Below are 25,403 nucleotides of genomic sequence, written 5' to 3'. Positions count from 1 at the left end.
CGGGCCAGTATGGGCCGGTCCGGATGCCGGGCCGGCCTATTTACGTTGAGGCGGAAGGAAACACTGATGTCAAAACGCGACTATTACGAAGTGCTCGGCGTGTCCAAGGGCGCTTCGGCGGATGAGATCAAGAAGGGTTTTCGTAGGAAAGCCAAAGAGCTGCACCCAGACCGCAACAAGGACAACCCGGATGCCGAGGCGCAGTTCAAGGAAGCCAACGAGGCTTACGACGTGCTGCGCGATGCCGAAAAGAAGGCGGCTTACGATCGCTTTGGCCATGCTGCATTTGAAAACGGCATGGGCGGCGGTGGCCGCCCCGGTGGCGGCTTTGGCGGTCAAGGCGACTTCTCCAGTGCATTTTCGGATGTATTTGACGACCTGTTCGGTGATTTCATGGGTGGTCAAAGGGGCGGCGGCGGACGTCGCGCCGCGCGCGGCTCGGACCTGCGCTACAACCTGCGTGTGACGCTGGAACAAGCCTACTCGGGCCTGCAAAAAACCATCAACGTGCCAACGGCCGTGGCGTGTTCGTCCTGCGAAGGTACCGGGGCTGAAGGTGGCGTTGAACCCACATCCTGCCCCACCTGTTCGGGCATGGGGAAAGTGCGGGCACAACAGGGCTTCTTTACGGTAGAACGGACTTGCCCGACCTGTTCGGGATTGGGTCAGATCATCAAGAACCCCTGTAAATCTTGTCAGGGGGCCGGCAGGGTCGAAAAAGACCGCGCTTTGTCGGTGAACATTCCTGCCGGTGTCGAAACCGGTACGCGAATTCGTCTGGCAGGCGAAGGTGAGGCGGGAATGCGCGGCGGCCCTCCGGGCGATCTGTATATTTTCGTCGAAGTGGCCGAGCACAAACTGTTCGAACGCGACAGCGTAAACCTCTACTGCCGCGTGCCGGTCAGCATGGCCAAGGCGGCGCTGGGCGGATCGATCGAGGTTCCGACCATTGATGGCGGTCGCGGCCGTGTTCAGATTCCGGCCGGAAGCCAGTCGGGTCGGCAAATGCGCCTGCGCGGCAAAGGCATGCCTGCGTTGCGCGGCGGTGGTGTTGGTGACATGTTCATTGAACTGGCCGTGGAAACCCCGGTCAACCTGACCAGCCGCCAGAAAGAACTTCTGCGCGAGTTTGATGATCTGGGTGAAGACAACCATCCGGAATCAAAAAGCTTTTTTTCGTCCGTCAAGTCTTTCTGGGATGGCATGAAAGGCTGAACGACCAGGAACGGGGGCTCTGCCCCCGCCGCCCTTTGGGCGACTCCCCCGGGATATTTTCAGCCAGATGAAGCAAGGGACCCTGTATTCATCTGGCGAAAAATATCCCGGAGCGCGAGGCAGAGCCTCGCATGTCACTGTCCTAAACATGCAGTTTTGGCCTTAGCAGAAAGCTGAAAGTGGCAATACATCTGGAAAATTGAGTCTTGATTCCGGCCCTCGACCCTGAGATTGTCCGCTTCAACCGTTGGGGTGCCCTTTGACAGGGCTGAGAGACGCAACCGCGTTAACCCATCGAACCTGATCCGGGCAATTCCGGCGTAGGGAACGGTCTCTTGAACACAGACGTTTTCTCTACTCCGTTGCCCATAGAAGATGGAGCAACGACATGGTGGCAATTGCCCTGACCATAGCAGGATCCGACAGTGGCGGCGGCGCGGGCATTCAGGCTGACCTGAAGGCAATGTCGGCGCTGGGTGTTTTTGGCGCAAGTGTCATCACCGCCGTTACCGCGCAGAACACGCAAGCTGTCACCGCTGTGCATGGAATTCCGCTGGATGTGATTTCCGCCCAAATCGACGCGGTTCTGAACGATCTTGACGTCAGGGCCGTTAAAATCGGCATGCTTGGGACACCTGAGATCATTCATACGGTCGCCAGGGGCCTGGCGGCGTTCGACGGTCCCGTGGTTCTTGATCCGGTTATGATTGCAAAATCCGGCGACGCTCTGTTGGAGCAAGAGGCGGTCCGGACGCTGCGCGATGTGTTGTTGCCAACGGCGACTGTTCTTACGCCGAATCTGCCTGAGGCGGCGTGCCTGCTGAACATGCCAGCGGCAGAAACGCGTGAGCTGATGGCTGAACAGGGCCGGGCATTGTGCGCCTTGGGTGCGGGTGCAGTCGTGATGAAAGGCGGACACGGGTCAGGTGATATCTGCCACGATTTGCTGATCGATCCGTCGGGTGTCATGGCCGAGTTTCGGGCCCCACGTCAGGATACGAAAAACACCCATGGAACAGGATGCACCCTGTCGTCATCCATCACCGCCGGTTTGGCCAAGGGGCTGACCCTTAGGGACGCAGTTGTGCAGGCGCATGACTATCTGCAAGGGGCCATCGCGCGCGCGGATGAGTTGAATGTCGGCGCTGGGCACGGGCCGGTGCATCATTTCCACCGGGTTTGGCCCTCGTGACGCTTTGGTCTGTCATAGGGGCAGGGGTTGCCGGTCTTGCCGTTGCCAGCGAACTGGTGTCGCGCGGTGCAAAAGTGCAGATATTCGACCCCGGCGGGCCACCGGGCCCGCATGGGTGTTCATGGTGGGCCGGAGGAATGCTGGCACCTTGGTGCGAATATGAAAACGCGGAAGAACCGGTGTTGCGTCTGGGGCAGTCCGCGATGGAATGGTGGGCCCAACGCACCAAAGTGACCCGGCGGGGAACGCTTGTTGTCGCAAGTGCCCGTGATGTGCCGGACCTGCGCCGATTTGCGCGTCGAACAAAAGAGTTCACCAAGGTTGAACGGGCAGAAATATCTGAATTAGAGCCTGATCTGACGGGGTTTGGCCAAGGCCTGTTCTTCGAACGCGAAGCCCATGTTGATCCGCGTCAGGCGCTGCAAGATCTGTATCGTCAACTGCAAAGCCAGGGCGTCGTGTTCCACCGGAAGTTGGCGCCAGCCCAGTTGGAGAATGCAATTGACTGCCGTGGCCTTCACGCCCGCGAATACCTACATGATCTGCGCGGCGTGAAGGGTGAGATGCTGGTCATACGATGCCCTGACGTGGAGCTGACGCGCCCGGTTCGTTTGCTGCACCCGCGGATGCCGCTTTATATCGTTCCGCGCGGCGGCGGCGTCTACATGTTGGGTGCGACCATGATCGAATCCGAGGATAGCAGCCGCATTACCGCCCGTTCGATGCTGGAATTGCTCAGCGCGGCCTATGCCGTGAACCCGGCTTTTGGTGAAGCCGAAGTGTTGGAGATAGGCGTCGATCTGCGCCCCGCCTTTCCCGACAACTTACCGCGCATCCGGCGTTTGGGCCGCACGATCTATGCCAACGGGCTTTATCGCCACGGATATCTGTTGGCACCGGCGCTGGCGCGGGGTGTTGCGGATCTGGCGCTGAACAACACACATTCGGAGATGGTAGATGAAGATCGTGCTTAACGGCGAGACGCGCGAGGTGCGCGCCGAAACCCTGTCGGAATTGTTGGACGAATGCGGTTTCTCGGGCCGTGTGGCCACCGCCGTGAACGAAGAATTCGTACCCTCAAGCCTGCGCGTCGCTCACAAGCTGGTCGAAGGTGACCGGGTCGAGGTCGTCGCACCGATGCAGGGGGGCTGAAGATGAAAACGTTTTACGGCACTGAACTGCCCAACTCACTGATGCTGGGCACGGCGCAATATCCAAGCCCGGCCATTCTGGAACAGGCGTTTCGCGAAAGCGGTGCAGGCGTTGCCACTGTATCCTTGCGGCGTGAAGCGGGTGCAGGCCAGACCTTTTGGAACATGATCCGCGAATTGGGAGTTCTGATCCTGCCCAATACGGCCGGTTGCCATACGGTGAAAGAGGCCGTGACGACCGCCCATATGGCCCGCGAAGTGTTCGAGACCCGATGGATCAAGCTGGAACTCATCGGACATACGGACAGTCTGCAACCGGACGTTTTCCAACTGGTAGATGCCGCCCGCATTCTGACCGAGGATGGGTTCGAGGTGTTTCCCTACACCACCGATGACCTGATCGTGGGCGAACGCCTGTTGGAAGCGGGATGCGAGGTGCTGATGCCCTGGGGCGCACCGATCGGGTCAGGACGCGGGCTGAACAACGAATACGCCCTGCGTGCGATGCGGGCCGAATTTCCTGATATTCCCCTGGTGGTGGACGCCGGTATCGGCTTGCCCAGCCACGCGGCCCGCGCGATGGAGCTGGGCTATGACGCGGTTCTGCTGAACACCGCTGTGGCCCGTGCCGGAGATCCGGTTCTGATGGCCAAGGCGATGGCGCAGGCTACCCTTGCCGGGCAATTGGCCCATCAGGCCGACCCGATCGAGCCGCGCGATATGGCGGAACCCTCTACTCCTGTTGTTGGAAAGGCCTTCCTGTCATGACGCTGGACCGTTTCTATCCGATCTTTGATCACTCGGACTGGCTGCGGCGGATGTTGCCGCTGGGCGTCAAGCTGGTGCAGCTGCGCATAAAGGATCAGCCAGACGATGCGGTGCGCGACCAGATCGCAGTCTCACGCGAATTGTGCCGCGACCATGGGGCGGTTCTGGTGATCAATGACTATTGGCAACACGCGATCGATCTGGGCTGCGACTGGATCCATCTGGGGCAGGAAGATCTGGACGACGCCGACCTGAAAGCCATCCGAAAAGCGGGTCTGAAACTGGGCGTTTCCACCCATGACGACGATGAGCTTGAGCGTGTGCTGGCCATGGATCCCGATTACGTGGCATTGGGCCCGGTCTACCCCACCATCCTGAAAAAGATGAAATGGCATCAGCAGGGCCTGCCCCGCGTAACGGAATGGAAGGCGCGGGTTGGTGATATTCCCTTGGTCGGTATTGGCGGCATGAGTGTCGAGCGCGCAGCCGGTGTGCTGAAGGCCGGGGCGGACATCGTCTCGGCAGTCACGGATATCACCCTGAACCCCGACCCCGAAGCACGGGTGCGCGCGTGGATCGAGGTCACACGATGAGTCGATATGCCCGCCAGACGCTTTTGCCCGAAGTCGGGGCAGAGGGGCAGGTACGCTTGTCGGCGGCCCGTGTTCTGGTCGTCGGCGCTGGCGGTCTGGCTGCACCGGTTCTGCCACTTTTGACAGGGGCCGGGGTGGGGCGGATCACGGTCATGGACGGGGATACCGTCGATCTGTCGAACCTGCACCGTCAAACGTTTTTCTCCGAGGCCGATTGCGGGCAACCCAAGGCAGAAACCGCCGCCGCCCGTTGCCGCGCGCTGAATGATGAAACTGATGTCATTGGCCTGAATCAGGCTCTGACCAGTGAAAATGCGCCCGGTTCGGTGTCGCAAGCCGATATCATTCTGGATTGTGCCGACAGCTACGCAGCCAGCTACATCCTGTCGGACACGTGTCTGGCGCAGGGCAAACCTTTGATCAGCGCCTCGGTGCTGGGGCTTTCGGGTTATGTGGGCGGTTTCTGCGGCGGGGGCCCATCGCTGCGCGCTGTATTTCCCGATGCACCGGACAGCGGCGCCAGCTGCGCCACTGCGGGGGTTCTGGGCCCCGTGGTTGGCGTGATCGGGGCGATGCAGGCGCAGATGGCGCTCAGCTTGATCCTTGGACTTGATCCCTCACCCCTTGGGCAGTTGGTTCAATATGACGCAAGAACCCTGCGCAGCACCGGGTTTCGCTTTGATGACGCACCCGAGCCCGGCAACTGCTTTCGCTTTCTGTCCGCAAGCCAGCTGAAGGGCACGGATCAGATCATCGAGCTGCGCAGTTCGCAGGAAGCCCCTGTTCCCATCCATTCGAACGCGACGCGCATTTCGCCGGATAATTTGCGCGAAATAGACCCTAATGGCGGAAAAAGGCTGGCTCTTTGCTGTGCCACCGGTTTGCGGGCATGGCGTGCCGCAGAACAAATTCAACCAGATTGGCCGGGCGAGATTGTCCTCGTCGCGGCCTCAACCTCGTGAAGAAAAGGGAAACGCGAGATATGAAAAAGCTGATGACAGCCATCGCCCTTCTGGCCGCCGCGCCGGCATGGGCCGAAGACAAAATGACCGTCCTGCTGGACTGGTTCATCAACCCTGACCATGGTCCTATCATCGTGGCGCAGGAAAACGGCTATTTTGCCGAACAAGGGCTTGAGGTCGAGATCGTTCCGCCCGCCGACCCGTCCGCCCCGCCCCGTTTGGTGGCTGCCGGCCAAGCCGACCTGGCGGTGTCTTACCAGCCGCAATTGCACTTGCAGATTCACGAGGGCCTGCCTCTGAAGCGTGTCGGCACATTGGTTGCGACGCCGCTGAACTGTCTTCTGGTGCTGGAAGACGGGCCGATCAAGTCGCCTGCTGACCTCAAGGGTAAAAAAATCGGCTTCTCGGTCGCGGGGGTCGAAGAAGCCATCCTTGGCACCGTTCTGGGCAAATACGATGTTGCGCTGGGCGATGTCGAGCTGATCAATGTCAACTTTTCCCTCTCGCCGTCGCTGATGACCGGTCAGGTGGACGCGGTGATTGGCGCTTATCGCAACTTCGAACTGAACCAGATGGATATCGAAGGTCGTCCCGGCACCTGCTTCTATATCGAGGAAGAGGGCGTTCCGTCTTATGATGAACTGATCTATGTCGCCAATCCGGAAACGATGGACAAGGACAAGATCGCCCGGTTCCTCGCCGCGACTGAAAAAGCGACCCAATTTATCGTCAATAATCCGGAAAAAAGCTGGGAAATCTTCGCGGCGACCTCGCCTGAACTTCAGGACGAGCTGAATGCCCGCGCCTGGGTCGATACACTGCCGCGCTTTGCGCTGCGTCCGGCAGGTTTTGATGCCGGTCGTTATGCCCGGTTCGAAACCTTCCTGAACGAAAGCGGGATGATCGACAGCGTCCTTCCGGTCAGTGACATCACCATCGACGTGACCGCGCAATGAGCAATTATGGCAAAGCCTTTGCGCTGATGCGCGATGCTGCGGCGGATCCGTGGCGGGATTATACCCGCCACGCCTTCGTAGAGGGCATGAAAGACGGAACGCTGCCACGCGAGGCGTTTCTGCACTATCTGCGGCAGGATTATGTGTTTCTGATCCACTTCTCACGTGCCTGGGCGCTGGCCGTGGTGAAATCAGAAACGCATAAAGAAATGCTTGCCGCATCGCGAACTGTGAACGGTTTGATCAGCGAAGAGATGAAACTGCATATCGGTATCTGCGCGGCGGAAGGTATCTCGCAGGCAGAGTTGTTTGCCACGCCAGAGCGACACGAGAATCTGGCCTATACCCGGTTTGTTCTGGAAGCAGGCTACAGCGGAGATCTTCTGGACCTGCTGGCGGCCCTTGTTCCTTGCGTCATGGGGTATGGTGAGATCGGTACGCGCCTGTCCGCCGAGGCAACGTCCGAGACATATCGCGGCTGGATCGACACTTATGCCGGCGAAGATTACCAAGCCGCATGTGTGGCGGTTGGCGAGTTGCTGGATCAGGCTCTAACAAGACGTATTGGGGCTGATTTTCAGGGTTCGCCACGCTGGGATCGACTGTGCCAGACCTTCCGCAAGGCGACAGAGCTTGAAGTCGACTTCTGGCAGATGGGTTTGACGCCATGACACCTGCGCCCGAACTGACCATCAACGGCACTGCCACGATCGACGGCGCGACCCTGTTTGCGCCGTTGTCCCTGACCCTAGGGGCCGGGGCGTGGACATGCCTGCTGGGCGGTTCGGGCGTGGGAAAAACCACGGTTCTGAGGTTGATTGCGGGGCTCGAGACCGGGGCTGTCTTCGCCGGGCGGATCACGGCCAGTGATGGCTTGCCTGTGGCTGAGCGTGTCGCATACATGGCGCAGGATGATCTTCTTTTGCCTTGGGCAACTGTCGCGCAGAATGTCTCGCTGGGTGCGCGTCTGCGCGGGGAAAACGTTGATCTTGATCGACGTGACCGCCTGATCAAGCGTATGCGGTTGCAGGATCACATGAACAAGAAGCCCAATGCGTTGTCCGGCGGGCAACGTCAGCGTGTCGCCCTGGCCCGGACACTGATGGAAGATCGCCCCGTTGTTTTGCTGGACGAGCCCTTTTCGGCCCTTGATGCCCGCACCCGCGCTGACATGCAGGATCTGGCCGCTGAAGCATTGCACGGTCGCACCGTCCTTCTTGTGACCCATGATCCCGCAGAGGCCGCGCGTCTGGGGCAATCCATCGTGGTGATGACCGAACACGGATTGACGCAGTGCGAACCGCCCCGGGCCCAGGCCCCGCGCCGCGTGGATGATTTGGAGACATTGGAAACCCAGGGTGCCTTGCTGCGTCTTCTCCGCGAGGGCGTGGCATGAAGTATTTTTCTGCACTGGCCGCAACTTTGTTTGCCTTGCTGATCTGGCAGGGCATCGTGACCCTGACCGGGTTGCCGAAGTTCATCCTGCCCGGACCCGCCGTCGTGGCCGAAACCTGGTGGCAGAACCGCTGGGTGATCGCCGAGCATACCTGGATCACAGCGATCGAAGTGGTGATCGGTCTGGCATGCGGAACGCTGCTGGGTGTCGTCACTGCGTTGCAACTGGCGAATTCGCGGGCGGCGCGGGTCCTGGTGCAGCCGATGCTCGTGTTCACGCAGGCTCTGCCGGTATTCGCATTGGCGCCGTTGCTAACGCTATGGCTGGGCTATGGGCTGTGGTCCAAGGTCGCCATGGCGGTGTTGATCATCTATTTCCCGATCACCTCATCCTTTTTTGACGGGCTTATGCGCACCCCGTCGGGGTATCTAGATCTGGCCCGAACGATGCAGGCCAGCAAGCGCGCCGTATTGTGGCATATCCGTATTCCGGCCGCTCTGCCGTCGCTGGCGTCGGGGATGCGGCTGGCGGCGGTCTATGCCCCGATCGGAGCGGTGATCGGCGAATGGGTCGGCTCGTCGCAGGGGCTGGGCTATCTGATGCTGCTGGCCAATGGACGTGCCAAGACCGATCTCATGTTTGCCGCGATGCTGACCCTGGGCGTATTCTCGATCCTTCTGCACATGATTGTCCGCCGGGCCACGGCACGCATGGCGGGTGAGGTGCGTTAACCAATCAGAAACCGATTCTGGGTCAGGGTGCGCCCATGACACAGGACGCCTTTGCCGAAGCCCCGATGCTGTTTGATACGGACGAAGCGCCGGCGCAGCCGCTGCCCTCTGGCCGGTTACCCTCCTACATAAAAGACCACCGCAAGCGGCTGCGCGAACGGTTCATGACCGGTGGATCGGCGGCGATGCCGGATTACGAACTGCTTGAACTGGTCCTGTTCCGATCCATTCCCCGGCAGGATGTAAAGCCACTGGCGCGGGCGCTGATGGACACTTTTGGTGATTTCAATCGTGTCCTGACCGCGCCCGAGGAACGGCTGCGCCAGATCAAGGGCGTTGGCGATACCGTGGTTACCGACCTGAAAATTCTTGAGGCCTGCGCCCACAGGATGGCCCGCGCCCGGGTGATGCAGCGGCATGTGATCTCGGGATGGGATGCGCTACTGGATTATTGCCACACCACCATGGCGCATCGTGAGATCGAACAGTTTCGCGTGTTCTATCTGGATCGCAAGAACGTAATGATCGCGGATGAGGAACAGGCCAAAGGCACCGTGGATCACGTGCCGGTTTACCCGCGCGAGGTTGCCAAACGAGCGCTGGAACTGAATGCCTCGGCCCTGATTCTGGTGCACAACCACCCGTCGGGTGATCCGACGCCCTCGCAGTCGGATATCGACATGACCAACCGTATTCAGGATGCCTGTTCGGCCTTGGGCCTGACCCTGCACGACCACCTGATCATTGGAAAATCGACCGAGTTGAGCTTTCGGTCCGAAGGGTATCTGTGAGCTTCACTGCACCCAGATTTCAACCCGGCGGTTGACCTTGCGGCCCCATTCGGTGTCGTCACAGGCCATTGGCATTGCTTCGCCAAACCCTTCCGCGACCACCTCGATACTGTCTGATATCGATGTCTCGGCTGCGGCCAGAACCGCGTTTCGTACCGTCTGTGCACGTCGCAGGGCAATGCGGGCGTTGGCGGCGGCCCCGCCATCCCCGTCGCTGAAACCGGCAAACACCAGCTTGCGCGCCTTCAATATGCCGGCGTCAAGCATATGTGCCAGTTGCTGAATATTGGAACGTGACTGCGCATCCGGACGGGATGATCCGGGCTCGAACCGAACCGACAGGGACAGGCGCGACAGCGGGCGCAGCGTTTCGATCATGCGCTGAAGCTCATCCAGCCCAACTTCGGGCCCTCCGGTGGCGACGGCATTGGCAAGCCGGTCGCCCTGTACGCCAACCGGCAAGGTTTCAGGCGATTGATCCACATAACCTGCGTCACGAATGGCCATCTGGGCCCCGGGGCTTAGGCTAAAGGCCAGAAATTGCCGTGCAATCCGCGGCAGGCGGCGTTCGGGCAGATACAGAAACATCGGCAGGTTCAACGGATAATCTTCGGTCTTGATCGATTGACGGGTGGCGGCCAGCGGATGCCCACACCCTCCGGTCAACGGCAGGGCTCGGGTATTGTCGGCTGTCGCTTTGCTGGCGATTCCGATGGAAAACGGGTCCTTTGCCACGGCCTTGGTCAGATCGCTCGTTCGAATATGACGGATTGCGGTATCGGTCAGTTCCACGCCAGCGGTCTTCAATACCTGATCCTCGACAGCTTGCGCCAGCCCCGATCCCGGATCCGGCACATGCAATGCGATCGGAGCATCCGGCCCGCCCAGGTCCATCCAGTTCTTCACTTCACCTGACAGAATGCGCGCCAAGTCGGCCAGCGAAATCTGACGCATCACACTATCGGATGCCACCACCGGAACCATGGCGTCCAATGCAACAACCCTGGATCGCCGGGCCCGTTTCAAATCACCCAGCCCCGCGGCATCGGCTGCATCCCGCTCTGCCTCGCGTACTTCGCGCAGGGCCATCACGATATCTGTCTGATCCCCGATCAACTTGGCGAAGCCGCGATCCGTGGTCCCGACGTCAAAGTAGAACCGCGCCAACGGGGCGTCACGGCCTGACTGAAAAAGCTCATAGACGAAGGTGTCAGAATCCACGCGGGCAGGCGTTGCGGTCAAGCCTTCCTGCTGCGCAAACCCGATGATCAGGGCGGGCAGGACCGTTTCGGCGATGACAGACGATCCGGAAAACCGCAACTCGGCTACGAAATCCGTCAGGCTGGGGCACGCAGGTCCGTCGCAGGTGACGCCCGATCCATCAACGGTCAACTCACCGAACTGCGTATCAACGCGGTAAAATTCACCGTCGAAGCCCAGCAGGTTGCCTGTTACTTCGACCTTGCCGTCATGAGACGTCAGTGTGATGTCCTGCGCCATTGCACAGGTCGCACCTGCAACGGTAAACAGCGCGGTCACAGCCGCACGAAAGAAAGTCATAAGAGAGTCGAGCCTGCCTGCGGATTACTTTGCCGCGATTGTCAGGTCTGAGAGCAGATTATTCAACACCAGAAACTCACCGGCCTGTGAACAATCCGGCAGGGTCAGGGACATGTCGCGCGACCGCAGCCGGCTATCTGACAGAAGTTCCAGCGCCTGCACATTCAGCGTTTGCCCGCAGTTGGATTCGGTCACTTCGGCTTCGACCGTCAGGTCGATGCTGCCGGACCGATCCGACGCGCCCGTCGGAAAGGAATATACTTCGATATTCTTGGCACGACCCAGACCCGTCTGGCCCAGGCGCAGAACTTCTCCTGCGCCATTTGCCGAGGAATCGTTCCACACATGGCCGCTGTTGCCATAGCTTGCCCCGAATTCCAGCGCGTGAATCTGCAACTCGGTATCACCCTGCCATTGCAGGACGACGCGGTCATATTCGGCAATGTCGGTCACGTGAGTGGTGGCGACCGTGCCTGTTTCATCTTCGAATGAAATCAGGAAAATCGCGTATTCCGACAGTGCCGGGATGGACATGTTCAAGGCACCGGAATCGTCGGTGTTCTGGCTGACCGTCAGGCCGCTGTGATGAATTTCAACGCGTTCGTTTCGGTGGCAGGGTGCCCGCAGCGACAGGTGTGCCATGGCACCGGGGACGGCGACGGCGCGCGCGCTGATGTTGCAATCCGTTGTTTTCGGTGCTGACGGAACTGCGCGAGGTTCGGGCGCTGCCGCCCCGAAATCTGCGTCAGACGCCGGAGCCGAAGTCAGTACGATAGCATCCAACCCCGACAGAACCGAGGATTGCTGAGATGCCGAGGCAACATCAACACTACCCCCCGCGTTCGCAGGCTGCGCGGTTGGTCCGTTCTGCATCAGGTAGCCTATGCCCAAAGCACAAGCGACCGTGCCGCACATGGTCACGTAGTTTCGAACTACAAACAAGAAACCCTCCCCAGTTGAAGGAGCAAATCGCACATTCGCCACGAATCGCGGCCAATTTGTGGCCGCAAGGCGAACACATTGTGGATTCGGCGGGCAACGTTAGGTCAGTCGGCCATGGCAGTGTTTGAACTTCTTGCCCGAGCCACACGGGCACGGATCATTTCGCGACGGGTTGCCCCAGGTCGATGGATCGCTTTCGTCGAACCCCGGAAGCGCATCACCCGAGGCCGCAGCCTCGGCCTTGGCTTCGGCCTGTTTCGCGGCCTTGTCCACGGCCTCCTGCGCCTGAGCCTGCTGCCCGGCCATCTGCGCCAGCATTTCTTTCTGTTCTTCTTCGGTCAGCGGACGTACGCGCGACAATTGCTGTGTCACGGTCTCGCGCAGCGAATCCAGCATGCTTTCGAACAGCTGGAAGCTTTCGTTCTTGTATTCGTTCAGAGGATCGCGCTGGGCATAACCGCGGAACCCAACGACCGAGCGCAGGTGTTCCAGGGTCAGCAGATGCTCGCGCCATTTGCTGTCAATGGTCTGAAGCAGAACCTGTTTTTCGATGTTGCGCATGTTTTCAGGGCCAAAGGCGACGGCCTTCTGGGCCATCATCTCATCCGCGGCCTTGATCAGACGTTCGCGCACCTGCTCGTCATCCACGCCTTCTTCGGCGGCCCAGTCCCGAACCGGGACGTCCATGTTCAGCTTGTCCTTTATCGCCACGTGCAGACCCTCAGTATCCCACTGATCAGCATAGGATTTCGGCGGCATGTATTCGTCAATCAGGTCGTCAATCACCTGTTCGCGCATATCCGAAACGATCTCGGACAGGTCGTTTGCAGACATGATTTCGCGGCGCTGGCTGAAGATCACCTTCCGCTGGTCATTCATCACGTCGTCGAACTTCAGAACGTTCTTGCGCATGTCAAAGTTGCGGCCTTCGACCTTGGACTGCGCGCGTTCCAGCGACTTGTTCACCCAGGGGTGAATGATCGCCTCGCCTTCTTTCATGCCCAGCGTGGTCAATACCTTGTCCAGCCGTTCCGAGCCGAAGATGCGCATCAGGTCATCCTCGAGGCTCAGGTAAAATACCGTTCGGCCCGGGTCGCCCTGACGACCGGAACGACCGCGCAGCTGGTTGTCGATGCGGCGGCTTTCGTGGCGTTCCGATGCCATGACGTAAAGGCCGCCAGCAGCCAGAACCTTTTCTTTTTCTTCGGCGTGGCGTGCTTCTTCGGCGGCCCGCAGCTCGGACGGATCCGCGTCTGGATTCTCGGCAATCGCTTTCAGGACCTTCATCTCGACATTGCCGCCAAGCTGAATGTCGGTGCCGCGACCGGCCATGTTGGTGGCGATGGTTACCGCACCCAGACGACCGGCATCGGCAACGATCTGTGCCTCTTGTTCGTGCTGGCGGGCGTTCAGAACGTTGTGCTTGATGCCTTCCTTGGTCAGCATCTGGCTGAGCAGTTCGGATTTTTCGATCGACGTGGTCCCCAGCAGAACCGGCTGGCCCTTTTCCTGCGCCTTTTTCGTCTCGGCGATCATCGCATCGTATTTTTCGGCGGCCGTACGATAGACCTGATCATCTTCGTCGATACGGGCAATCGGCAGGTTGGTCGGAACTTCGACCACGCCCAGACCGTAGATCTCGGCAAATTCTTCGGCCTCGGTCAACGCGGTGCCGGTCATGCCGCTCAGTTTGTCGTACAGGCGGAAATAGTTCTGGAATGTCACGCTGGCCAATGTGACGTTTTCCGGCTGGATCTGAACCTTTTCCTTGGCTTCGATCGCCTGATGCAGACCTTCGGACAGGCGACGGCCCGGCATCATGCGGCCGGTGAATTCATCGATCAGAACGACATCGCCGTCGCGCACGATGTAATCCTTGTCGCGCTGGAACAGCTTGTGTGCACGCAGCGCCTGGTTGACGTGATGCACAACGGTGGTGCTTTCCGGATCATACAGGGAATGGCCTTCGGGAATCAGGCCGGCCTGAAGCAGCTGTGCCTCAAGAAATTCGTTGCCTTCATCGGTAAAGGTCACATTGCGCGATTTTTCATCCAGGGTGTAATGATCGTCGCTCAGCGTCGGGATCAGGCCATCAATGGCGGTGTACAGATCCGACCGGTCCTGCGCGGGACCCGAGATGATCAGCGGTGTCCGCGCTTCATCGATCAGGATCGAGTCGACCTCGTCCACAATCGCAAAGTTGTGGTGTTTCTGGTAAACCTGCTCTAGATCCGCCTTCATGTTGTCGCGCAGATAGTCAAAACCCAGCTCGTTGTTGGTGGCATACGTGATGTCACAGGAATACGCGGCCAGTTTTTCCGCGTCGGGCTGGCCGGACCAGATCACACCAGTTGTCATGCCTACGGCCGCAAACACCTTACCCATCCATTCCGCGTCACGTTTGGCCAGGTACTCGTTCACCGTGACAACATGCACGCCCTTGCCGGTCAGCGCGTTCAAATAGGCCGGGAAGGTGGCGACCAGAGTCTTGCCTTCGCCCGTCTTCATTTCCGAGATGTTGCCCTGATGCAGGAAAATGCCGCCCATCAGCTGCACGTCAAAGGCCCGCAGGCCAAGTGCGCGCTTGGCGCCCTCGCGTACGTTGGCAAAGGCCTCGGGCAGCAGGTCGTCCAGGCTTTCGCCATCCAGTGCGCGCTTGCGCAGGTCTTCGGTCTTGTCGATCAGACCTTGATCTGAAAGCGTTTCAAACTCTGGTTCCAGCGCATTGATCTTTTCGACCAGAGGGCGGGTCGCCTTGATCTTGCGGTCGTTCGGTGTTCCGAACACCTTTTTGGCGAGCGTTCCGAGTCCCAGCATGTTCACTCCAGAGGATCTGTTCTTTTCGTGGTTGCGACAGGCTTGCCCACCTTGCGCGCAACCCATAGATACGGGGGGTGAAAGGCGGCCCTGTCCAAGGCTTCAAAGCGATGTAAGCGGCAGGTTCCAGAGTGTCAACGCCGCGCCCTGTCGCGGCAAGAAAATAGGATGATTCAATGCCCAAAGGTCTCACTTTTCTGCCATCGCTGGCCCTGGCCGCCGTGATGGCCCTGCCGCTGGCCGCCGAAACCCAGCCGGATGCGTCGACCGTGGTCGCTCGGGTAAACGGGGATGAGATCACATTGGGTCACGTGATCGCCACCGTCGCTTCTCTGCCACCGCAATATCAGCAGGCGGAAGACGACGTGCTGTTCGATTTCATTCTGGAACAGCTGATCCAGCAGCAATTGCTGGGACAGCAACAGGATGGCCTGAACATGCGGAACGCGCTGACACTCGACAATGAAAAGCGGTCGCTTCAGGCGGTTCAGACGGTCGCGGCTCTGACCAACGATCTCGTCACAGAGGAAGCCATTCAGGCCGCTTACGATGCGCGTTTCAATGATTTTGCGGGTGAAGACGAATTCGACGCCAGCCATATTCTGGTGCAATCGGAAGAAGAAGCCAAAGCGCTCAAGACTCAGCTTGATGATGGTGCAGATTTTGCGGAACTTGCCCGCGAGAACTCGACCGGTCCGTCCGGTCCGAATGGTGGCGCGTTGGGATGGTTCGGAAAAGGCCAGATGGTACCTGAATTCGAGGCAGCCGTGATCGCGCTGGAAAAAGGGCAGGTGTCGGATCCGGTGCAAACTCAGTTTGGCTGGCATCTGGTCAAGCTGAACGACAAGCGCAAAACCGAAGCCCCCGAACTGGACGCGGTGCGCGATGAGCTGGCCCAAACGATCCAGCAAGATGCCATCCAGGCGCGGATCGACGAGTTGACGCAGCAGGCACAGATCGAACGCCCCGCGCTGGAAGGCGCAGGCCCCGAGATCATGCGCCAGCTGGACCTGATTCAGGAGTAAAGACCAGTGGCCACGATCACGAAGGTATCGCCACTGGCACCGGCGTCTTTCCCTGAACTGCCTGCGATTGACGGTGTGCGTTTTGCCACCGTCGAAGCGGGTGTGCGCTATCAGGGTCGCACGGATGTCATGCTGGCTGTTCTTGATCCGGGCACGTCGGTGGCGGGTGTCTTCACCCGCTCGGCCACCCGCGCGGCACCGGTTCTGGATTGTCAGAAGAAAATAGGAGGCCCCAGTGATGGACCTGCGGCGATCCTTGTGAACTCGGGCAATGCGAACGCGTTCACCGGCCACTATGGCCAGACATCGGTTGCCGAGGTGACACAGGCCGTTTCCAAAGCGACCGGCGTCCCCGTCGAACGGGTCTTTACGTCATCCACCGGTGTCATCGGTGAACCGCTGCCACATGATCGCATCATATCGCAGCTTGAAGCGTTGAAATCCGGCCTCAGCCGCCATGCCATCGAAGATGCCGCGCGGGCGATCATGACGACGGACACGTTTCCCAAAGGGGCGAGCGCACAGGTCGAAATCGGTGGCAAAACAGTCTCTATTGCAGGGATAGCGAAGGGTTCTGGAATGATCGCGCCAGACATGGCGACGATGCTGGTCTATATCTTCACCGACGCACAGGTTGAGCAATCGGCGTTGCAGGAAATGCTGAGCGCCCAGACAGATCGCACCTTCAACTGCATCACTGTGGACAGCGACACCTCGACCTCGGACAGTCTGCTGCTGTGTGCGACCGGATCTTCGGGCGTTGATGCCACCGGCGATGCCACTTTTGCACGGGCTTTGGAAACAGTGATGCTGGACCTCGCGCAACAAGTGGTGCGTGACGGGGAAGGCGCCACGAAATTCGTGGAAATCCGCGTGACCGGAGCCGCCTCGGACGCTGACGCCAAGACCCACGGTCTGGCCATCGGCAACTCCCCTCTGGTGAAAACCGCCATCGCCGGTGAAGACCCGAACTGGGGCCGCATCGTCATGGCCATCGGCAAGTCGGGCGCGGCAGCGGATCGCGACAAGCTCAGCATTTCATTCGGTGATATTCTTGTGGCCGAGAACGGCTGGGTCAGCCCGGATTATCGCGAAGAAGACGCCGCCGCCTATATGAAAGGTCAGGACCTCGTGATTGCGGTCGATCTGGGGCTGGGCGAAGGGAAATCCACCGTCTGGACCTGTGATCTGACCCACGGCTATATCGAGATCAACGCGGATTATCGCTCGTGAAAACCGTGTTAGTCTCTGCTGTCGCCCTGATCGACATCGAGGGCCGCGTGCTGCTTGCCCAACGTCCCGAAGGCAAATCCATGGCCGGACTGTGGGAATTCCCCGGTGGCAAGATCGAGCCCGGCGAAACCCCCGAGGCCGCCCTGATCCGGGAATTGCACGAGGAACTGGGCATCGACACCTGGGCCTCGTGCCTAGCACCGCTGACCTTTGCCAGCCACAGCTATGATGATTTCCACCTGCTGATGCCGCTGTTCGCCTGCCGCAAATGGGAGGGTATTCCGCAGTCGAAAGAGGGCCAGGCGCTGAAATGGGTGCGCGCGAATGACCTGCGGAACTTTCCGATGCCGGCGGCGGATGTGCCGCTGCTTCCGATTTTGCGGGATTGGCTGTAACAATTCGTAAGAATTGAGAAAACATCACGAAAAAGTTGACGCTGATCGTCCTCCTTGTCCTTAATCGGGGCAGCAGCGTTCCGGTCTGACCCGGCGACGCCGTTCCGGCCCGACCCGGGGCCGGATGGGGAGGAGAGATAGAATTGGCTCAGACGCAGTCGGGCGCCGAGGGGATGCACTCCCTTCCGGCGCTGCTACATCGCAATGCGACGCAGTTCGGGGATGCCCCGGCTTACCGCGAAAAGGAGTTCGGGATCTGGCAATGCTGGACCTGGGCGGAAACGGCCGCCGAGATCCGCGCGCTGGCGCTTGGATTTCTTGAACTTGGCGTTGAAAAGGGTGACCACATCGCCGTAATCGGGCGCAACCGTCCGGCACATTACTGGTCAATGGTTGCGGCGCAGATGGTCGGTGCCATTCCGGTTCCTCTCTATCAAGACGCGGTTGCCGAAGAGATGGCCTATGTGCTGGAGCATTGCGGGGCGAAATATGTCGTCTGCGGCGATCAGGAGCAGGTCGACAAGGTCATCGAGATTCAGGAAAACCTGCATCAGGTCAAACACATCCTCTATACCGACAAGCGCGGTATGCGGAAATACGACCACAGCCAGATGAATGCCCTTGACGACATCAAGGCCGAGGGCAGCGCCGGTCATGCGCGTTTCGACGCCGAACTGGACAGGCGCATCGGCGAGATCACCTATGACGACACCTGCGTGATGCTCTATACTTCGGGTACCACGGGCAAGCCCAAGGGCGTGGTGCTGTCGAACCGCAACGTGATCGAAAGTGCAAAGAACTCAGCCGAATTCGACCACCTGACCCGCAACGAAGACATCCTGTCCTATCTGCCGATGGCCTGGGTGGGGGATTTCATCTTTTCCATTGGTCAGGCCTACTGGTGCGGGTTCTGCGTGAACTGCCCCGAAAGCGCCGACACGATGATGACCGACCTGCGCGAGATCGGGCCGACCTATTTCTTCGCGCCGCCGCGCGTATTTGAAAGCCAGCTGACCAATGTGATGATCCGAATGGAGGATGCCAGCAAGCTCAAGCAGCGCATGTTCCACTACTTCATGGCGCATGCCAAGAAGGTCGGCGGTCGGTTGCTGGATGGCAAGCCGGTGAGCTTGGGTGACAAGGTGAAATATGCGCTGGGCAATCTGTTGGTTTACGGGCCGCTCAAAGACACGCTGGGATATGGGCGCTTTCGGGTGGGCTATACGGCGGGTGAGGCGATCGGGCCGGAGATCTTTGATTTCTATCGCTCTTTAGGCATCAACCTGAAACAGTTGTACGGCCAAACCGAGGCGACCGTGTTCATCACCGTCCAGCCCGACGGCGAGGTGCGCGCCGACACCGTTGGCGTCCCGGCCCCCGATGTCGAGATCAGGATCGACGACAAGGGCGAGATCCACTACCGCTCGCCCGGCGTTTTCGTCGAATATTTCAAGAACCCGGACTCGACCGCATCGACCAAGGACCCTGAAGGCTGGGTGGCCACGGGCGACGCAGGGTTCATCGAGGAAAGCTCGGGTCATCTGCGGATCATCGACCGCGCCAAGGACGTGGGCAAGATGGCCGACGGGTCGATGTTCGCGCCGAAATATGTCGAGAACAAGCTGAAGTTCTATCCGGATATTCTGGAGGCGGTGCTGTTCGGCAATGGCAAGGATCGCTGCGTCGCCTTCATCAATATCGATCTGACCGCGGTCGGCAACTGGGCCGAGCGCAACAACGTGGCCTATGCCTCGTATCAGGAACTGGCGGGACATCCGCGTGTGTTAGAGACGATCAAGGCCCATGTGGAAGAGGTGAACAAGTCGGTCGCCGCTGACGAGATGCTGTCGGGCTGTCAGGTGCACCGCTTTGTGGTTCTGCACAAGGAACTGGATGCCGACGATGGCGAGATGACCCGGACCCGCAAGGTGCGGCGCGGATTTGTCGAGGACAAATTCAGCGACATCATTGCCGCGCTTTATGACGGGTCCAAGACGGTTTCGACCACGACCGAGGTGACCTATGAGGATGGTCGCAAAGGATCGATTTCGGCGACGCTGGAAATTGTCGATGCGCCGGTTGTTCCCGTCGCCCAACACAAGGTTGCCGCAGAATGAGGGCCGTACGAGCGCCGCTCGACCTGCGGTCATCGCCCCGCCCGCCGTCCCGTTTTCGCGCAAGTCAGGGAGTGACCGATGCTGGATAATTCCGAAGGATATGTCACCGAAGACGGTCGCAAGATCGGCGGTGTGGTGATGGAAATGAAGAACATCACCCTGCGCTTTGGTGGTGTGGTGGCGATCAAGGATATTTCGTTCGATATCCGCGAAGGCGAGATCCGCGCCATCATCGGGCCGAACGGCGCCGGGAAATCCTCGATGCTGAACGTGATCTCGGGATTCTATGTTCCGCAGGAAGGCGAGGTCTGGTTCCATGGGTCCAGACGCCCGCCGATGCGGCCTTTTGAAGTCGCCCAGCAGGGAATCGCGCGGACGTTCCAGAATATCGCGCTGTTCGAGGGTATGAGCGTTCTGGACAACGTGATGACGGGTCGTCTGAACTTCATGAAGACCAACATCCTCCAGCAGGCGATCTGGCGCGGCAAGGCCGAAGCGGAAGAGGTGCAAAACCGCGAGGCGGTCGAAAAGATCATCGACTTCCTTGAAATTCAGCACATCCGCAAGACGCCGGTATCGCGCTTGCCCTACGGTCTGAAGAAACGCGTCGAACTGGCCCGCGCGCTGGCGGCAGAGCCCAAGCTGCTGCTGCTGGATGAGCCCATGGCGGGCATGAACGTCGAAGAGAAAGAGGACATGAGCCGCTTTATCCTCGACGTGAATGACGAATTCGGCACCACCATCGCTCTGATCGAGCACGATATGGGCGTTGTGATGGATCTGAGCGACCGGGTGGTCGTGATGGATTACGGCAAGAAGATCGGCGACGGCACACCGGATGAGGTGCGCAACAACCAGGAAGTCATCGACGCCTATCTGGGGGTCAGCCATGATTAAGCTCTGGGCAGAATTGGGGAGGGGCTGGCATGCCTGAACAACTTATCTTCGCGATGGAGGTCATCCTCAACGGTCTGATGGCCGGGGTGCTTTATGCGCTGGTCGCGCTGGGCTTTGTGCTGATCTACAAGGCGTCCGGTATTTTCAACTATGCCCAAGGGGTTATGGCCCTGTTCGCGGCGATGACGCTGGTCGGGATTATGAATGGGCAGGTGCCGTTTGCCCATCTGATCAACGCGACTTTCGGCACCCATATCCATTATTTCGGGTGGAATGTGCCAGCGCTGTTCGCGATCATTCTGACGATGGGTGTGATGGTATTGCTGGCCTGGGCCGTGCAGCGGTTCGTCATGCGCCATCTGGTGGGGCAGGAACCGATCATTCTGTTTATGGCGACCATCGGTCTGGCGTACTTCCTTGAAGGCGTGGCCGACCTGATGTGGGGATCCGAGATCAAGACGCTGGATGTGGGTCTGCCGCAGGGCATCAATCTGTGGATTGACGAGACCACCTATAACATCTTCGACTACGGCTTCTTCATCGACAATCTGGACATCGTGGCGACGGTCATCGCGGCGCTGTTGGTAGCCGCTCTGGTGGCGTTCAGCCAGTACACCAAGCAGGGCCGGGCCATGCGCGCAGTGGCGGATGACCATCAGGCGGCGCTTTCGGTGGGCATATCGCTGAACTTCATCTGGGTCATGGTCTGGTCGGTGGCCGGGTTTGTCGCTCTGGTCGCGGGCATCATGTGGGGCACCAAATCAGGCGTCCAGTTCTCACTGTCGCTGATCGCGCTCAAGGCGTTGCCGGTGCTGATGCTGGGCGGGTTCACCTCGATCCCAGGCGCCATCGTGGGCGGTCTGATCATCGGCGTGGGTGAAAAGCTGTTCGAATTCGCAATCGGACCGATGGTCGGTGGCGCAACCGAGAACTGGTTTGCCTATGTGCTGGCGCTGATCTTCCTAGTGTTCAGGCCGCAAGGCCTGTTCGGAGAGAAGATCATCGAGAGGGTATAGGGCATGACCAAGCTGATCGCCATCATCAACGTGGTCGCATGGGCGGGGTTCTGGGCTTTTGGCTACATCGCCCTCACATCAGACGATCTGACCGAAGGCCAACTGACGATTGCAGCGATCCTGGCCTTTGCAGGGCTGATCATGGGGGTTCTGGCCTACTTGAAGCTGGTGCGCGCCTCGGAGGCGAGCGGATATGCCAAAGGGTCCAATCAACTGGACGCCGAAGCCCGGAATCGGGCGCAGGAAGAATGGGGAAAGTAAGACATGTTCTATCGTGAGGCCGGAGATTTCAAAACCTCCTACGTGGATGACAGCCAGACTTTCCCGATCAAGTTCGATCGGTATCGGTACTATGTGGTGCTGGCGGTGGCCTTCGGGATCATCCCGTTCATCATCAACGACTATTGGGCCAACGCACTTCTGCTGCCCTTCCTGATCTATGCGATCGCGGCCATTGGGCTGAACATTCTTGTGGGGTATTGCGGGCAGGTCAGCCTGGGTACCGGGGGCTTCATGGCCGTTGGGGCCTATGCCTGCTACAAGTTGATGACCGCCTTTCCAGACGTGTCGATGTTCATCCATGTGATCCTGGCCGGTGGCATCACCGCCATCGTGGGCGTGCTGTTCGGCTTGCCGTCATTGCGGATCAAGGGGTTTTACCTTGCGGTGGCGACGCTGGCGGCGCAGTTCTTTCTGGTCTGGCTGTTCAACCGAGTGCCGTGGTTCTACAATTACTCGGCTTCGGGGCAGATCAACGCGCCGGAACGGGATGTTTTCGGCATCATCATCACCGGTCCGAATGCATCGGCCTGGGCCACCTACCTGTTCTGTCTGATTTTCCTGACCGTCTGCGCCCTCGTTGCGCGCAACCTGACACGCGGTACGACAGGGCGGACATGGATGGCGATCCGCGATATGGACATCGCCGCCGAGATCATCGGGGTGAACCCGCTCAAGGCGAAACTGACCGCCTTTGCCGTAAGCTCGTTCTTCGTGGGTATCGCGGGCGCACTGTTCTTTGCGGTCTATCTGGGCGCGGTTGAGGTCGGTGAAGTCTTTGGCATCCAAAAATCGTTCCTGGTGCTGTTTATGGTAATTATCGGCGGGTTAGGCTCTATCTTCGGATCCTTTGCGGGCGCTGCATTCCTTGTGCTTCTGCCGGTGGTCCTGAAAGTGGTCGGCGTCGATGTGCTGGGCTGGCCCACAGATATCGTTGCCCATCTTCAGCTGGTGATTGTCGGCGCCCTGATCATCATGTTCCTGATCCTCGAACCCCATGGGCTGGCACAGCTGTGGCGCGTCGCGAAAGAGAAACTCAGACTCTGGCCGTTCCCGCACTAAGGGTAGGCCCAATCAAAAAGACGGGTGCGAAAACCCGAATACACCATCGGATCAATCAAGGGAGGATACACCCGATGAACAAGAAACTGGCAACCGTGGCGCTGAGCGCCCTTATGGCCGCTGGGCCAGCGATGGCGGATCTTGTGATCCCTGATCTCAGCTATCGCACCGGGCCATATGCTGCAGGCGGTATCCCGTTCTCGGACGGCTACAACGACTATTTCACTCTGCTCAATGAGCGGGATGGCGGTATCGGAGGAGAACCGATCCGGGTGGTTGAATGTGAAACCGGCTATAATACCGAAAAGGGTGTGGAATGCTATGAATCGACCAAAGGCGAAGGTGCATTGGTTTATCAGCCTTTGTCGACTGGTATCACCTATCAGTTGATCCCCAAAGTGACGGCAGACGGAATTCCGCTGCACACGATGGGGTATGGCCGCACTTCGGCTGCAAACGGGAAGGTGTTCAGCAACGTGTTCAACTATCCGGCCAACTATTGGAACGGAGCTTCGGGCGCGATCAACTATCTGCTGAGCGAAAACGATGGTGACCTGAACGGTAAAAAAATCGCGCTGGTCTATCACAACTCTGCCTATGGCAAGGAGCCGATCCGCACTTTGGAAATGCTGGCTGAAAAGCATGGGTATGAGCTGACGCTGCTGCCAGTGGACCACCCGGGTCAGGAGCAGAAGTCGCAGTGGTTGCAAATCCGTCGTGAAAAGCCGGATTACGTGGTCATGTGGGGCTGGGGCGTGATGAACCAGGTCGCAATTCAGGAAGCTGCGAACATCCGTTTCCCAATGGAAAACTTCATCGGTGTCTGGTGGTCGGGCGCAGAATTCGACGTTGAGCCTGCTGGTGATAAAGCAACCGGTTACAAGGCGCTTACATTCACCGGTCTGGGCGATGACTACCCGGTTTACGACGACCTAAAGAAATACGTCGTCGATTCGGGTAAAGCTGCGGGCGCCGGTGATCAACTGGGCGCGGTGCAATACAACCGTGGTCTCTACGCAGCGATGTTGGCGGCTGAAGCCATCAAGACCGCACAAGAAATCCATGGCGTGACCGATATCACCCCAGCGATGATGCGCGACGGTATGGAGGCGCTGGAGATCACCAATGCCAAGATGGAATCTCTGGGCATGAGTGGATTTGGTCCCGAATTCAGCGTGACTTGTGAAAACCATGGCGGCCCGGGTCTGGTGGGTGTTGTTCAATGGGATGCCTCGACCGGTACCTGGAACAAGCTTCAGGACTTTATGCCAACTGATCAGGAAGTGATCGGCCAGCTTATCGCGGAAGACTCGGCAGCGTACGCGGCCGAAAACAACATCGAACCGCGCTGCGAATAAAGTCGGTTTCTTCCCGGCTGAGGCCGGCTCTCAAAACTCCGGAGCGGCGGTTTGCCGCCGCTCCTCACGAACAGTCCCGAAGGGGGCAGGCATGAGGACACGCGCTGATGCTTGATGCGGCACAAACCACTGACGTGCAGGCGGAAAACCTGCTTGAGGTCAATAATATCGAGGTGATCTACAACCACGTGATCCTCGTGCTGAAGGGCGTAAGCCTGACTGTGCCCAAGGGCGGTATTACGGCCTTGCTGGGGGGCAATGGCGCGGGCAAGACGACCACGCTCAAGGCAGTGTCGAACCTGCTGCATTCAGAACGCGGCGAAGTCACGAAAGGCACGATCAAGTATCGTGGCCAGAACGTACACGAAAGCGACCCCGCCGTATTGGTTGAAAAAGGCGTGATTCAGGTGATGGAAGGCCGTCACTGTTTCGAACACCTGACGGTTGAAGAAAACCTGCTGACGGGCGCGTATACCCGCAAGGACGGCAGCGCAGCGATCCAGCAGGATCTGGAGCTGGTCTACAATTATTTCCCCCGCCTGAAAGAGCGCCGCCGTTCGCAGGCAGGCTATACGTCGGGTGGTGAACAGCAGATGGTTGCCATGGGCCGGGCTTTGATGTCGCGCCCCGAGACGATCCTGCTGGACGAACCTTCGATGGGACTTGCGCCGCAATTGGTCGAAGAGATTTTCGGCATCGTGAAGGATCTCAACGAGAAAGAGGGCGTTTCCTTCCTGTTGGCCGAGCAGAACACAAATGTTGCCCTTCGGTTCGCGCATTACGGATACATTCTGGAATCCGGGCGCGTTGTGATGGATGGCCCGGCCGCCGAACTGCGCGAGAACCCGGATGTCAAGGAATTCTACCTTGGCATGTCGGATGAAGGTCGCAAAAGTTTTCGCGATGTGCGGTCCTATCGTCGCCGCAAGAGGTGGCTGTGAGCGGAT

General features: G+C 59.2%; 25 protein-coding genes and 1 riboswitch. Of the genes, 22 read left to right on the top strand and 3 right to left on the bottom strand.

Going from position 1 to position 25,403, the window contains the following annotated elements; genetic code table 11:
• Window positions 1–66: 66 nt before the first annotated feature.
• The 12 genes from dnaJ to radC all read left to right on the top strand — a co-directional run bounded on the left by dnaJ (window position 67) and on the right by radC (window position 9,755).
• Entirely contained in the window at window positions 67–1,215 is a 1,149-nt protein-coding gene (dnaJ, locus tag ACR0FB_RS10735; protein ID WP_171635418.1) for a molecular chaperone DnaJ, read from the top strand.
• A gap of 238 nt (window positions 1,216–1,453) precedes the next feature.
• Window positions 1,454–1,559: riboswitch (TPP riboswitch) on the top strand.
• 44 nt (window positions 1,560–1,603) lie between these two features.
• Entirely contained in the window at window positions 1,604–2,407 is an 804-nt protein-coding gene (gene thiD, locus ACR0FB_RS10730) for a bifunctional hydroxymethylpyrimidine kinase/phosphomethylpyrimidine kinase (protein ID WP_480620603.1), read from the top strand.
• Window positions 2,404–3,381 carry a glycine oxidase ThiO gene (gene thiO / locus ACR0FB_RS10725; RefSeq protein ID WP_171724028.1) on the top strand — a complete coding sequence of 326 codons (978 nt, stop codon included), beginning with the start codon at window positions 2,404–2,406 and terminating at the stop codon, window positions 3,379–3,381. The genes thiD and thiO overlap by 4 nt, the downstream gene beginning before the upstream one ends.
• Window positions 3,365–3,559, top strand: coding sequence for a sulfur carrier protein ThiS (gene thiS, locus ACR0FB_RS10720; RefSeq protein WP_480620601.1), 195 nt, complete (start codon window positions 3,365–3,367; stop codon window positions 3,557–3,559). The genes thiO and thiS overlap by 17 nt, the downstream gene beginning before the upstream one ends.
• A 2-nt stretch (window positions 3,560–3,561) precedes the next feature.
• The gene (locus ACR0FB_RS10715; RefSeq protein ID WP_480620599.1) at window positions 3,562–4,326 is read left to right on the top strand and encodes a thiazole synthase; all 765 of its coding nucleotides are present in this window, start codon (window positions 3,562–3,564) and stop codon (window positions 4,324–4,326) included.
• Complete coding sequence (locus ACR0FB_RS10710) at window positions 4,323–4,919, top strand: thiamine phosphate synthase (protein WP_171330620.1); 597 nt, start codon at window positions 4,323–4,325, stop codon at window positions 4,917–4,919. Before ACR0FB_RS10715 ends, ACR0FB_RS10710 begins: the two co-directional genes overlap by 4 nt.
• Window positions 4,916–5,881 carry a HesA/MoeB/ThiF family protein gene (locus tag ACR0FB_RS10705; protein ID WP_209834344.1) on the top strand — a complete coding sequence of 322 codons (966 nt, stop codon included), beginning with the start codon at window positions 4,916–4,918 and terminating at the stop codon, window positions 5,879–5,881. Before ACR0FB_RS10710 ends, ACR0FB_RS10705 begins: the two co-directional genes overlap by 4 nt.
• A 20-nt stretch (window positions 5,882–5,901) precedes the next feature.
• On the top strand, window positions 5,902–6,837 hold the full coding sequence (locus tag ACR0FB_RS10700; RefSeq protein ID WP_171635434.1) for an ABC transporter substrate-binding protein: 936 nt from the start codon (window positions 5,902–5,904) through the stop codon (window positions 6,835–6,837).
• Window positions 6,834–7,508 (top strand): thiaminase II, encoded by a 675-nt coding sequence (gene tenA / locus ACR0FB_RS10695; protein ID WP_480620597.1) that lies wholly within the window; start codon window positions 6,834–6,836, stop codon window positions 7,506–7,508. Before ACR0FB_RS10700 ends, tenA begins: the two co-directional genes overlap by 4 nt.
• Window positions 7,505–8,233 (top strand): ABC transporter ATP-binding protein, encoded by a 729-nt coding sequence (locus ACR0FB_RS10690; RefSeq protein WP_480486150.1) that lies wholly within the window; start codon window positions 7,505–7,507, stop codon window positions 8,231–8,233. Before tenA ends, ACR0FB_RS10690 begins: the two co-directional genes overlap by 4 nt.
• Entirely contained in the window at window positions 8,230–8,964 is a 735-nt protein-coding gene (locus ACR0FB_RS10685; protein ID WP_152459564.1) for an ABC transporter permease, read from the top strand. The genes ACR0FB_RS10690 and ACR0FB_RS10685 overlap by 4 nt, the downstream gene beginning before the upstream one ends.
• A 35-nt stretch (window positions 8,965–8,999) precedes the next feature.
• Entirely contained in the window at window positions 9,000–9,755 is a 756-nt protein-coding gene (radC, locus tag ACR0FB_RS10680; RefSeq protein WP_152459563.1) for a RadC family protein, read from the top strand.
• Window positions 9,756–9,758: 3 nt separating this feature from the next.
• Here radC and ACR0FB_RS10675 read toward each other — a convergent pair whose 3' ends face one another.
• From ACR0FB_RS10675 to secA, 3 genes are all read right to left on the bottom strand, one after another.
• On the bottom strand, window positions 9,759–11,315 hold the full coding sequence (locus ACR0FB_RS10675) for a phosphate ABC transporter substrate-binding/OmpA family protein (protein ID WP_209834340.1): 1,557 nt from the start codon (window positions 11,313–11,315) through the stop codon (window positions 9,759–9,761).
• Between the two features lie 24 nt (window positions 11,316–11,339).
• The gene (locus ACR0FB_RS10670; RefSeq protein WP_171724036.1) at window positions 11,340–12,257 is read right to left on the bottom strand and encodes a hypothetical protein; all 918 of its coding nucleotides are present in this window, start codon (window positions 12,255–12,257) and stop codon (window positions 11,340–11,342) included.
• A gap of 99 nt (window positions 12,258–12,356) precedes the next feature.
• Window positions 12,357–15,074: a preprotein translocase subunit SecA gene (gene secA, locus ACR0FB_RS10665; protein WP_480620595.1), complete on the bottom strand. Its 2,718-nt coding sequence runs from the start codon at window positions 15,072–15,074 to the stop codon at window positions 12,357–12,359.
• A 176-nt stretch (window positions 15,075–15,250) separates the two neighbouring features.
• Between secA and ACR0FB_RS10660 the strand changes: the two genes are divergently transcribed.
• The 10 genes from ACR0FB_RS10660 (at window position 15,251) to ACR0FB_RS10615 (ending at window position 25,397) form a co-directional block, all read left to right on the top strand.
• The gene (locus ACR0FB_RS10660) at window positions 15,251–16,099 is read left to right on the top strand and encodes a peptidylprolyl isomerase (RefSeq protein ID WP_171724038.1); all 849 of its coding nucleotides are present in this window, start codon (window positions 15,251–15,253) and stop codon (window positions 16,097–16,099) included.
• 6 nt (window positions 16,100–16,105) lie between these two features.
• Window positions 16,106–17,332, top strand: a complete 1,227-nt coding sequence (gene argJ, locus ACR0FB_RS10655) for a bifunctional glutamate N-acetyltransferase/amino-acid acetyltransferase ArgJ (protein WP_480486145.1) — start codon at window positions 16,106–16,108, stop codon at window positions 17,330–17,332.
• Window positions 17,329–17,727 (top strand): (deoxy)nucleoside triphosphate pyrophosphohydrolase, encoded by a 399-nt coding sequence (locus ACR0FB_RS10650; protein WP_480486143.1) that lies wholly within the window; start codon window positions 17,329–17,331, stop codon window positions 17,725–17,727. The genes argJ and ACR0FB_RS10650 overlap by 4 nt, the downstream gene beginning before the upstream one ends.
• Window positions 17,728–17,900: 173 nt before the next feature.
• Window positions 17,901–19,844, top strand: coding sequence for an AMP-binding protein (locus tag ACR0FB_RS10645; RefSeq protein WP_171724166.1), 1,944 nt, complete (start codon window positions 17,901–17,903; stop codon window positions 19,842–19,844).
• A 78-nt stretch (window positions 19,845–19,922) separates the two neighbouring features.
• Window positions 19,923–20,741 carry an ABC transporter ATP-binding protein gene (locus tag ACR0FB_RS10640; protein WP_171116793.1) on the top strand — a complete coding sequence of 273 codons (819 nt, stop codon included), beginning with the start codon at window positions 19,923–19,925 and terminating at the stop codon, window positions 20,739–20,741.
• Between the two features lie 29 nt (window positions 20,742–20,770).
• The gene (locus tag ACR0FB_RS10635; protein ID WP_171635458.1) at window positions 20,771–21,757 is read left to right on the top strand and encodes a branched-chain amino acid ABC transporter permease; all 987 of its coding nucleotides are present in this window, start codon (window positions 20,771–20,773) and stop codon (window positions 21,755–21,757) included.
• 3 nt (window positions 21,758–21,760) lie between these two features.
• Window positions 21,761–22,018 (top strand): hypothetical protein, encoded by a 258-nt coding sequence (locus tag ACR0FB_RS10630; protein WP_171635461.1) that lies wholly within the window; start codon window positions 21,761–21,763, stop codon window positions 22,016–22,018.
• 3 nt (window positions 22,019–22,021) lie between these two features.
• The gene (locus tag ACR0FB_RS10625) at window positions 22,022–23,098 is read left to right on the top strand and encodes a branched-chain amino acid ABC transporter permease (protein ID WP_171635463.1); all 1,077 of its coding nucleotides are present in this window, start codon (window positions 22,022–22,024) and stop codon (window positions 23,096–23,098) included.
• Between the two features lie 74 nt (window positions 23,099–23,172).
• The gene (locus ACR0FB_RS10620) at window positions 23,173–24,456 is read left to right on the top strand and encodes an ABC transporter substrate-binding protein (protein WP_171635465.1); all 1,284 of its coding nucleotides are present in this window, start codon (window positions 23,173–23,175) and stop codon (window positions 24,454–24,456) included.
• Window positions 24,457–24,563: 107 nt separating this feature from the next.
• Entirely contained in the window at window positions 24,564–25,397 is an 834-nt protein-coding gene (locus ACR0FB_RS10615) for an ABC transporter ATP-binding protein (RefSeq protein ID WP_171724042.1), read from the top strand.
• Window positions 25,398–25,403: the final 6 nt, after the last annotated feature.

This window comes from Ruegeria sp. P10 (genome assembly GCF_056534925.1).
Note: the sequence above shows the minus strand (reverse complement) of the source record. Positions and strands in the feature narration are given on the sequence as shown.

Excerpts from the sequence above, each read along its gene's own strand:
- ACR0FB_RS10660 (WP_171724038.1), top strand. The coding sequence starts at position 15,251 with ATGCCCAAAGGTCTCACTTTTCTGCCATCGCTGGCCCTGGCCGCCGTG.
- ACR0FB_RS10715 (WP_480620599.1), top strand. The coding sequence starts at position 3,562 with ATGAAAACGTTTTACGGCACTGAACTGCCCAACTCACTGATGCTGGGC.
- ACR0FB_RS10620 (WP_171635465.1), top strand. The coding sequence starts at position 23,173 with ATGAACAAGAAACTGGCAACCGTGGCGCTGAGCGCCCTTATGGCCGCT.
- ACR0FB_RS10685 (WP_152459564.1), top strand. The coding sequence starts at position 8,230 with ATGAAGTATTTTTCTGCACTGGCCGCAACTTTGTTTGCCTTGCTGATC.
- dnaJ (WP_171635418.1), top strand. The coding sequence starts at position 67 with ATGTCAAAACGCGACTATTACGAAGTGCTCGGCGTGTCCAAGGGCGCT.
- thiS (WP_480620601.1), top strand. The coding sequence starts at position 3,365 with ATGAAGATCGTGCTTAACGGCGAGACGCGCGAGGTGCGCGCCGAAACC.
- tenA (WP_480620597.1), top strand. The coding sequence starts at position 6,834 with ATGAGCAATTATGGCAAAGCCTTTGCGCTGATGCGCGATGCTGCGGCG.
- ACR0FB_RS10700 (WP_171635434.1), top strand. The coding sequence starts at position 5,902 with ATGAAAAAGCTGATGACAGCCATCGCCCTTCTGGCCGCCGCGCCGGCA.
- ACR0FB_RS10705 (WP_209834344.1), top strand. The coding sequence starts at position 4,916 with ATGAGTCGATATGCCCGCCAGACGCTTTTGCCCGAAGTCGGGGCAGAG.
- ACR0FB_RS10690 (WP_480486150.1), top strand. The coding sequence starts at position 7,505 with ATGACACCTGCGCCCGAACTGACCATCAACGGCACTGCCACGATCGAC.
- radC (WP_152459563.1), top strand. The coding sequence starts at position 9,000 with ATGACACAGGACGCCTTTGCCGAAGCCCCGATGCTGTTTGATACGGAC.
- ACR0FB_RS10625 (WP_171635463.1), top strand. The coding sequence starts at position 22,022 with ATGTTCTATCGTGAGGCCGGAGATTTCAAAACCTCCTACGTGGATGAC.
- ACR0FB_RS10615 (WP_171724042.1), top strand. The coding sequence starts at position 24,564 with ATGCTTGATGCGGCACAAACCACTGACGTGCAGGCGGAAAACCTGCTT.
- ACR0FB_RS10675 (WP_209834340.1), bottom strand. The coding sequence starts at position 11,315 with ATGACTTTCTTTCGTGCGGCTGTGACCGCGCTGTTTACCGTTGCAGGT.
- ACR0FB_RS10710 (WP_171330620.1), top strand. The coding sequence starts at position 4,323 with ATGACGCTGGACCGTTTCTATCCGATCTTTGATCACTCGGACTGGCTG.
- ACR0FB_RS10640 (WP_171116793.1), top strand. The coding sequence starts at position 19,923 with ATGCTGGATAATTCCGAAGGATATGTCACCGAAGACGGTCGCAAGATC.
- ACR0FB_RS10635 (WP_171635458.1), top strand. The coding sequence starts at position 20,771 with ATGCCTGAACAACTTATCTTCGCGATGGAGGTCATCCTCAACGGTCTG.
- ACR0FB_RS10645 (WP_171724166.1), top strand. The coding sequence starts at position 17,901 with ATGCACTCCCTTCCGGCGCTGCTACATCGCAATGCGACGCAGTTCGGG.
- thiD (WP_480620603.1), top strand. The coding sequence starts at position 1,604 with ATGGTGGCAATTGCCCTGACCATAGCAGGATCCGACAGTGGCGGCGGC.
- ACR0FB_RS10630 (WP_171635461.1), top strand. The coding sequence starts at position 21,761 with ATGACCAAGCTGATCGCCATCATCAACGTGGTCGCATGGGCGGGGTTC.
- secA (WP_480620595.1), bottom strand. The coding sequence starts at position 15,074 with ATGCTGGGACTCGGAACGCTCGCCAAAAAGGTGTTCGGAACACCGAAC.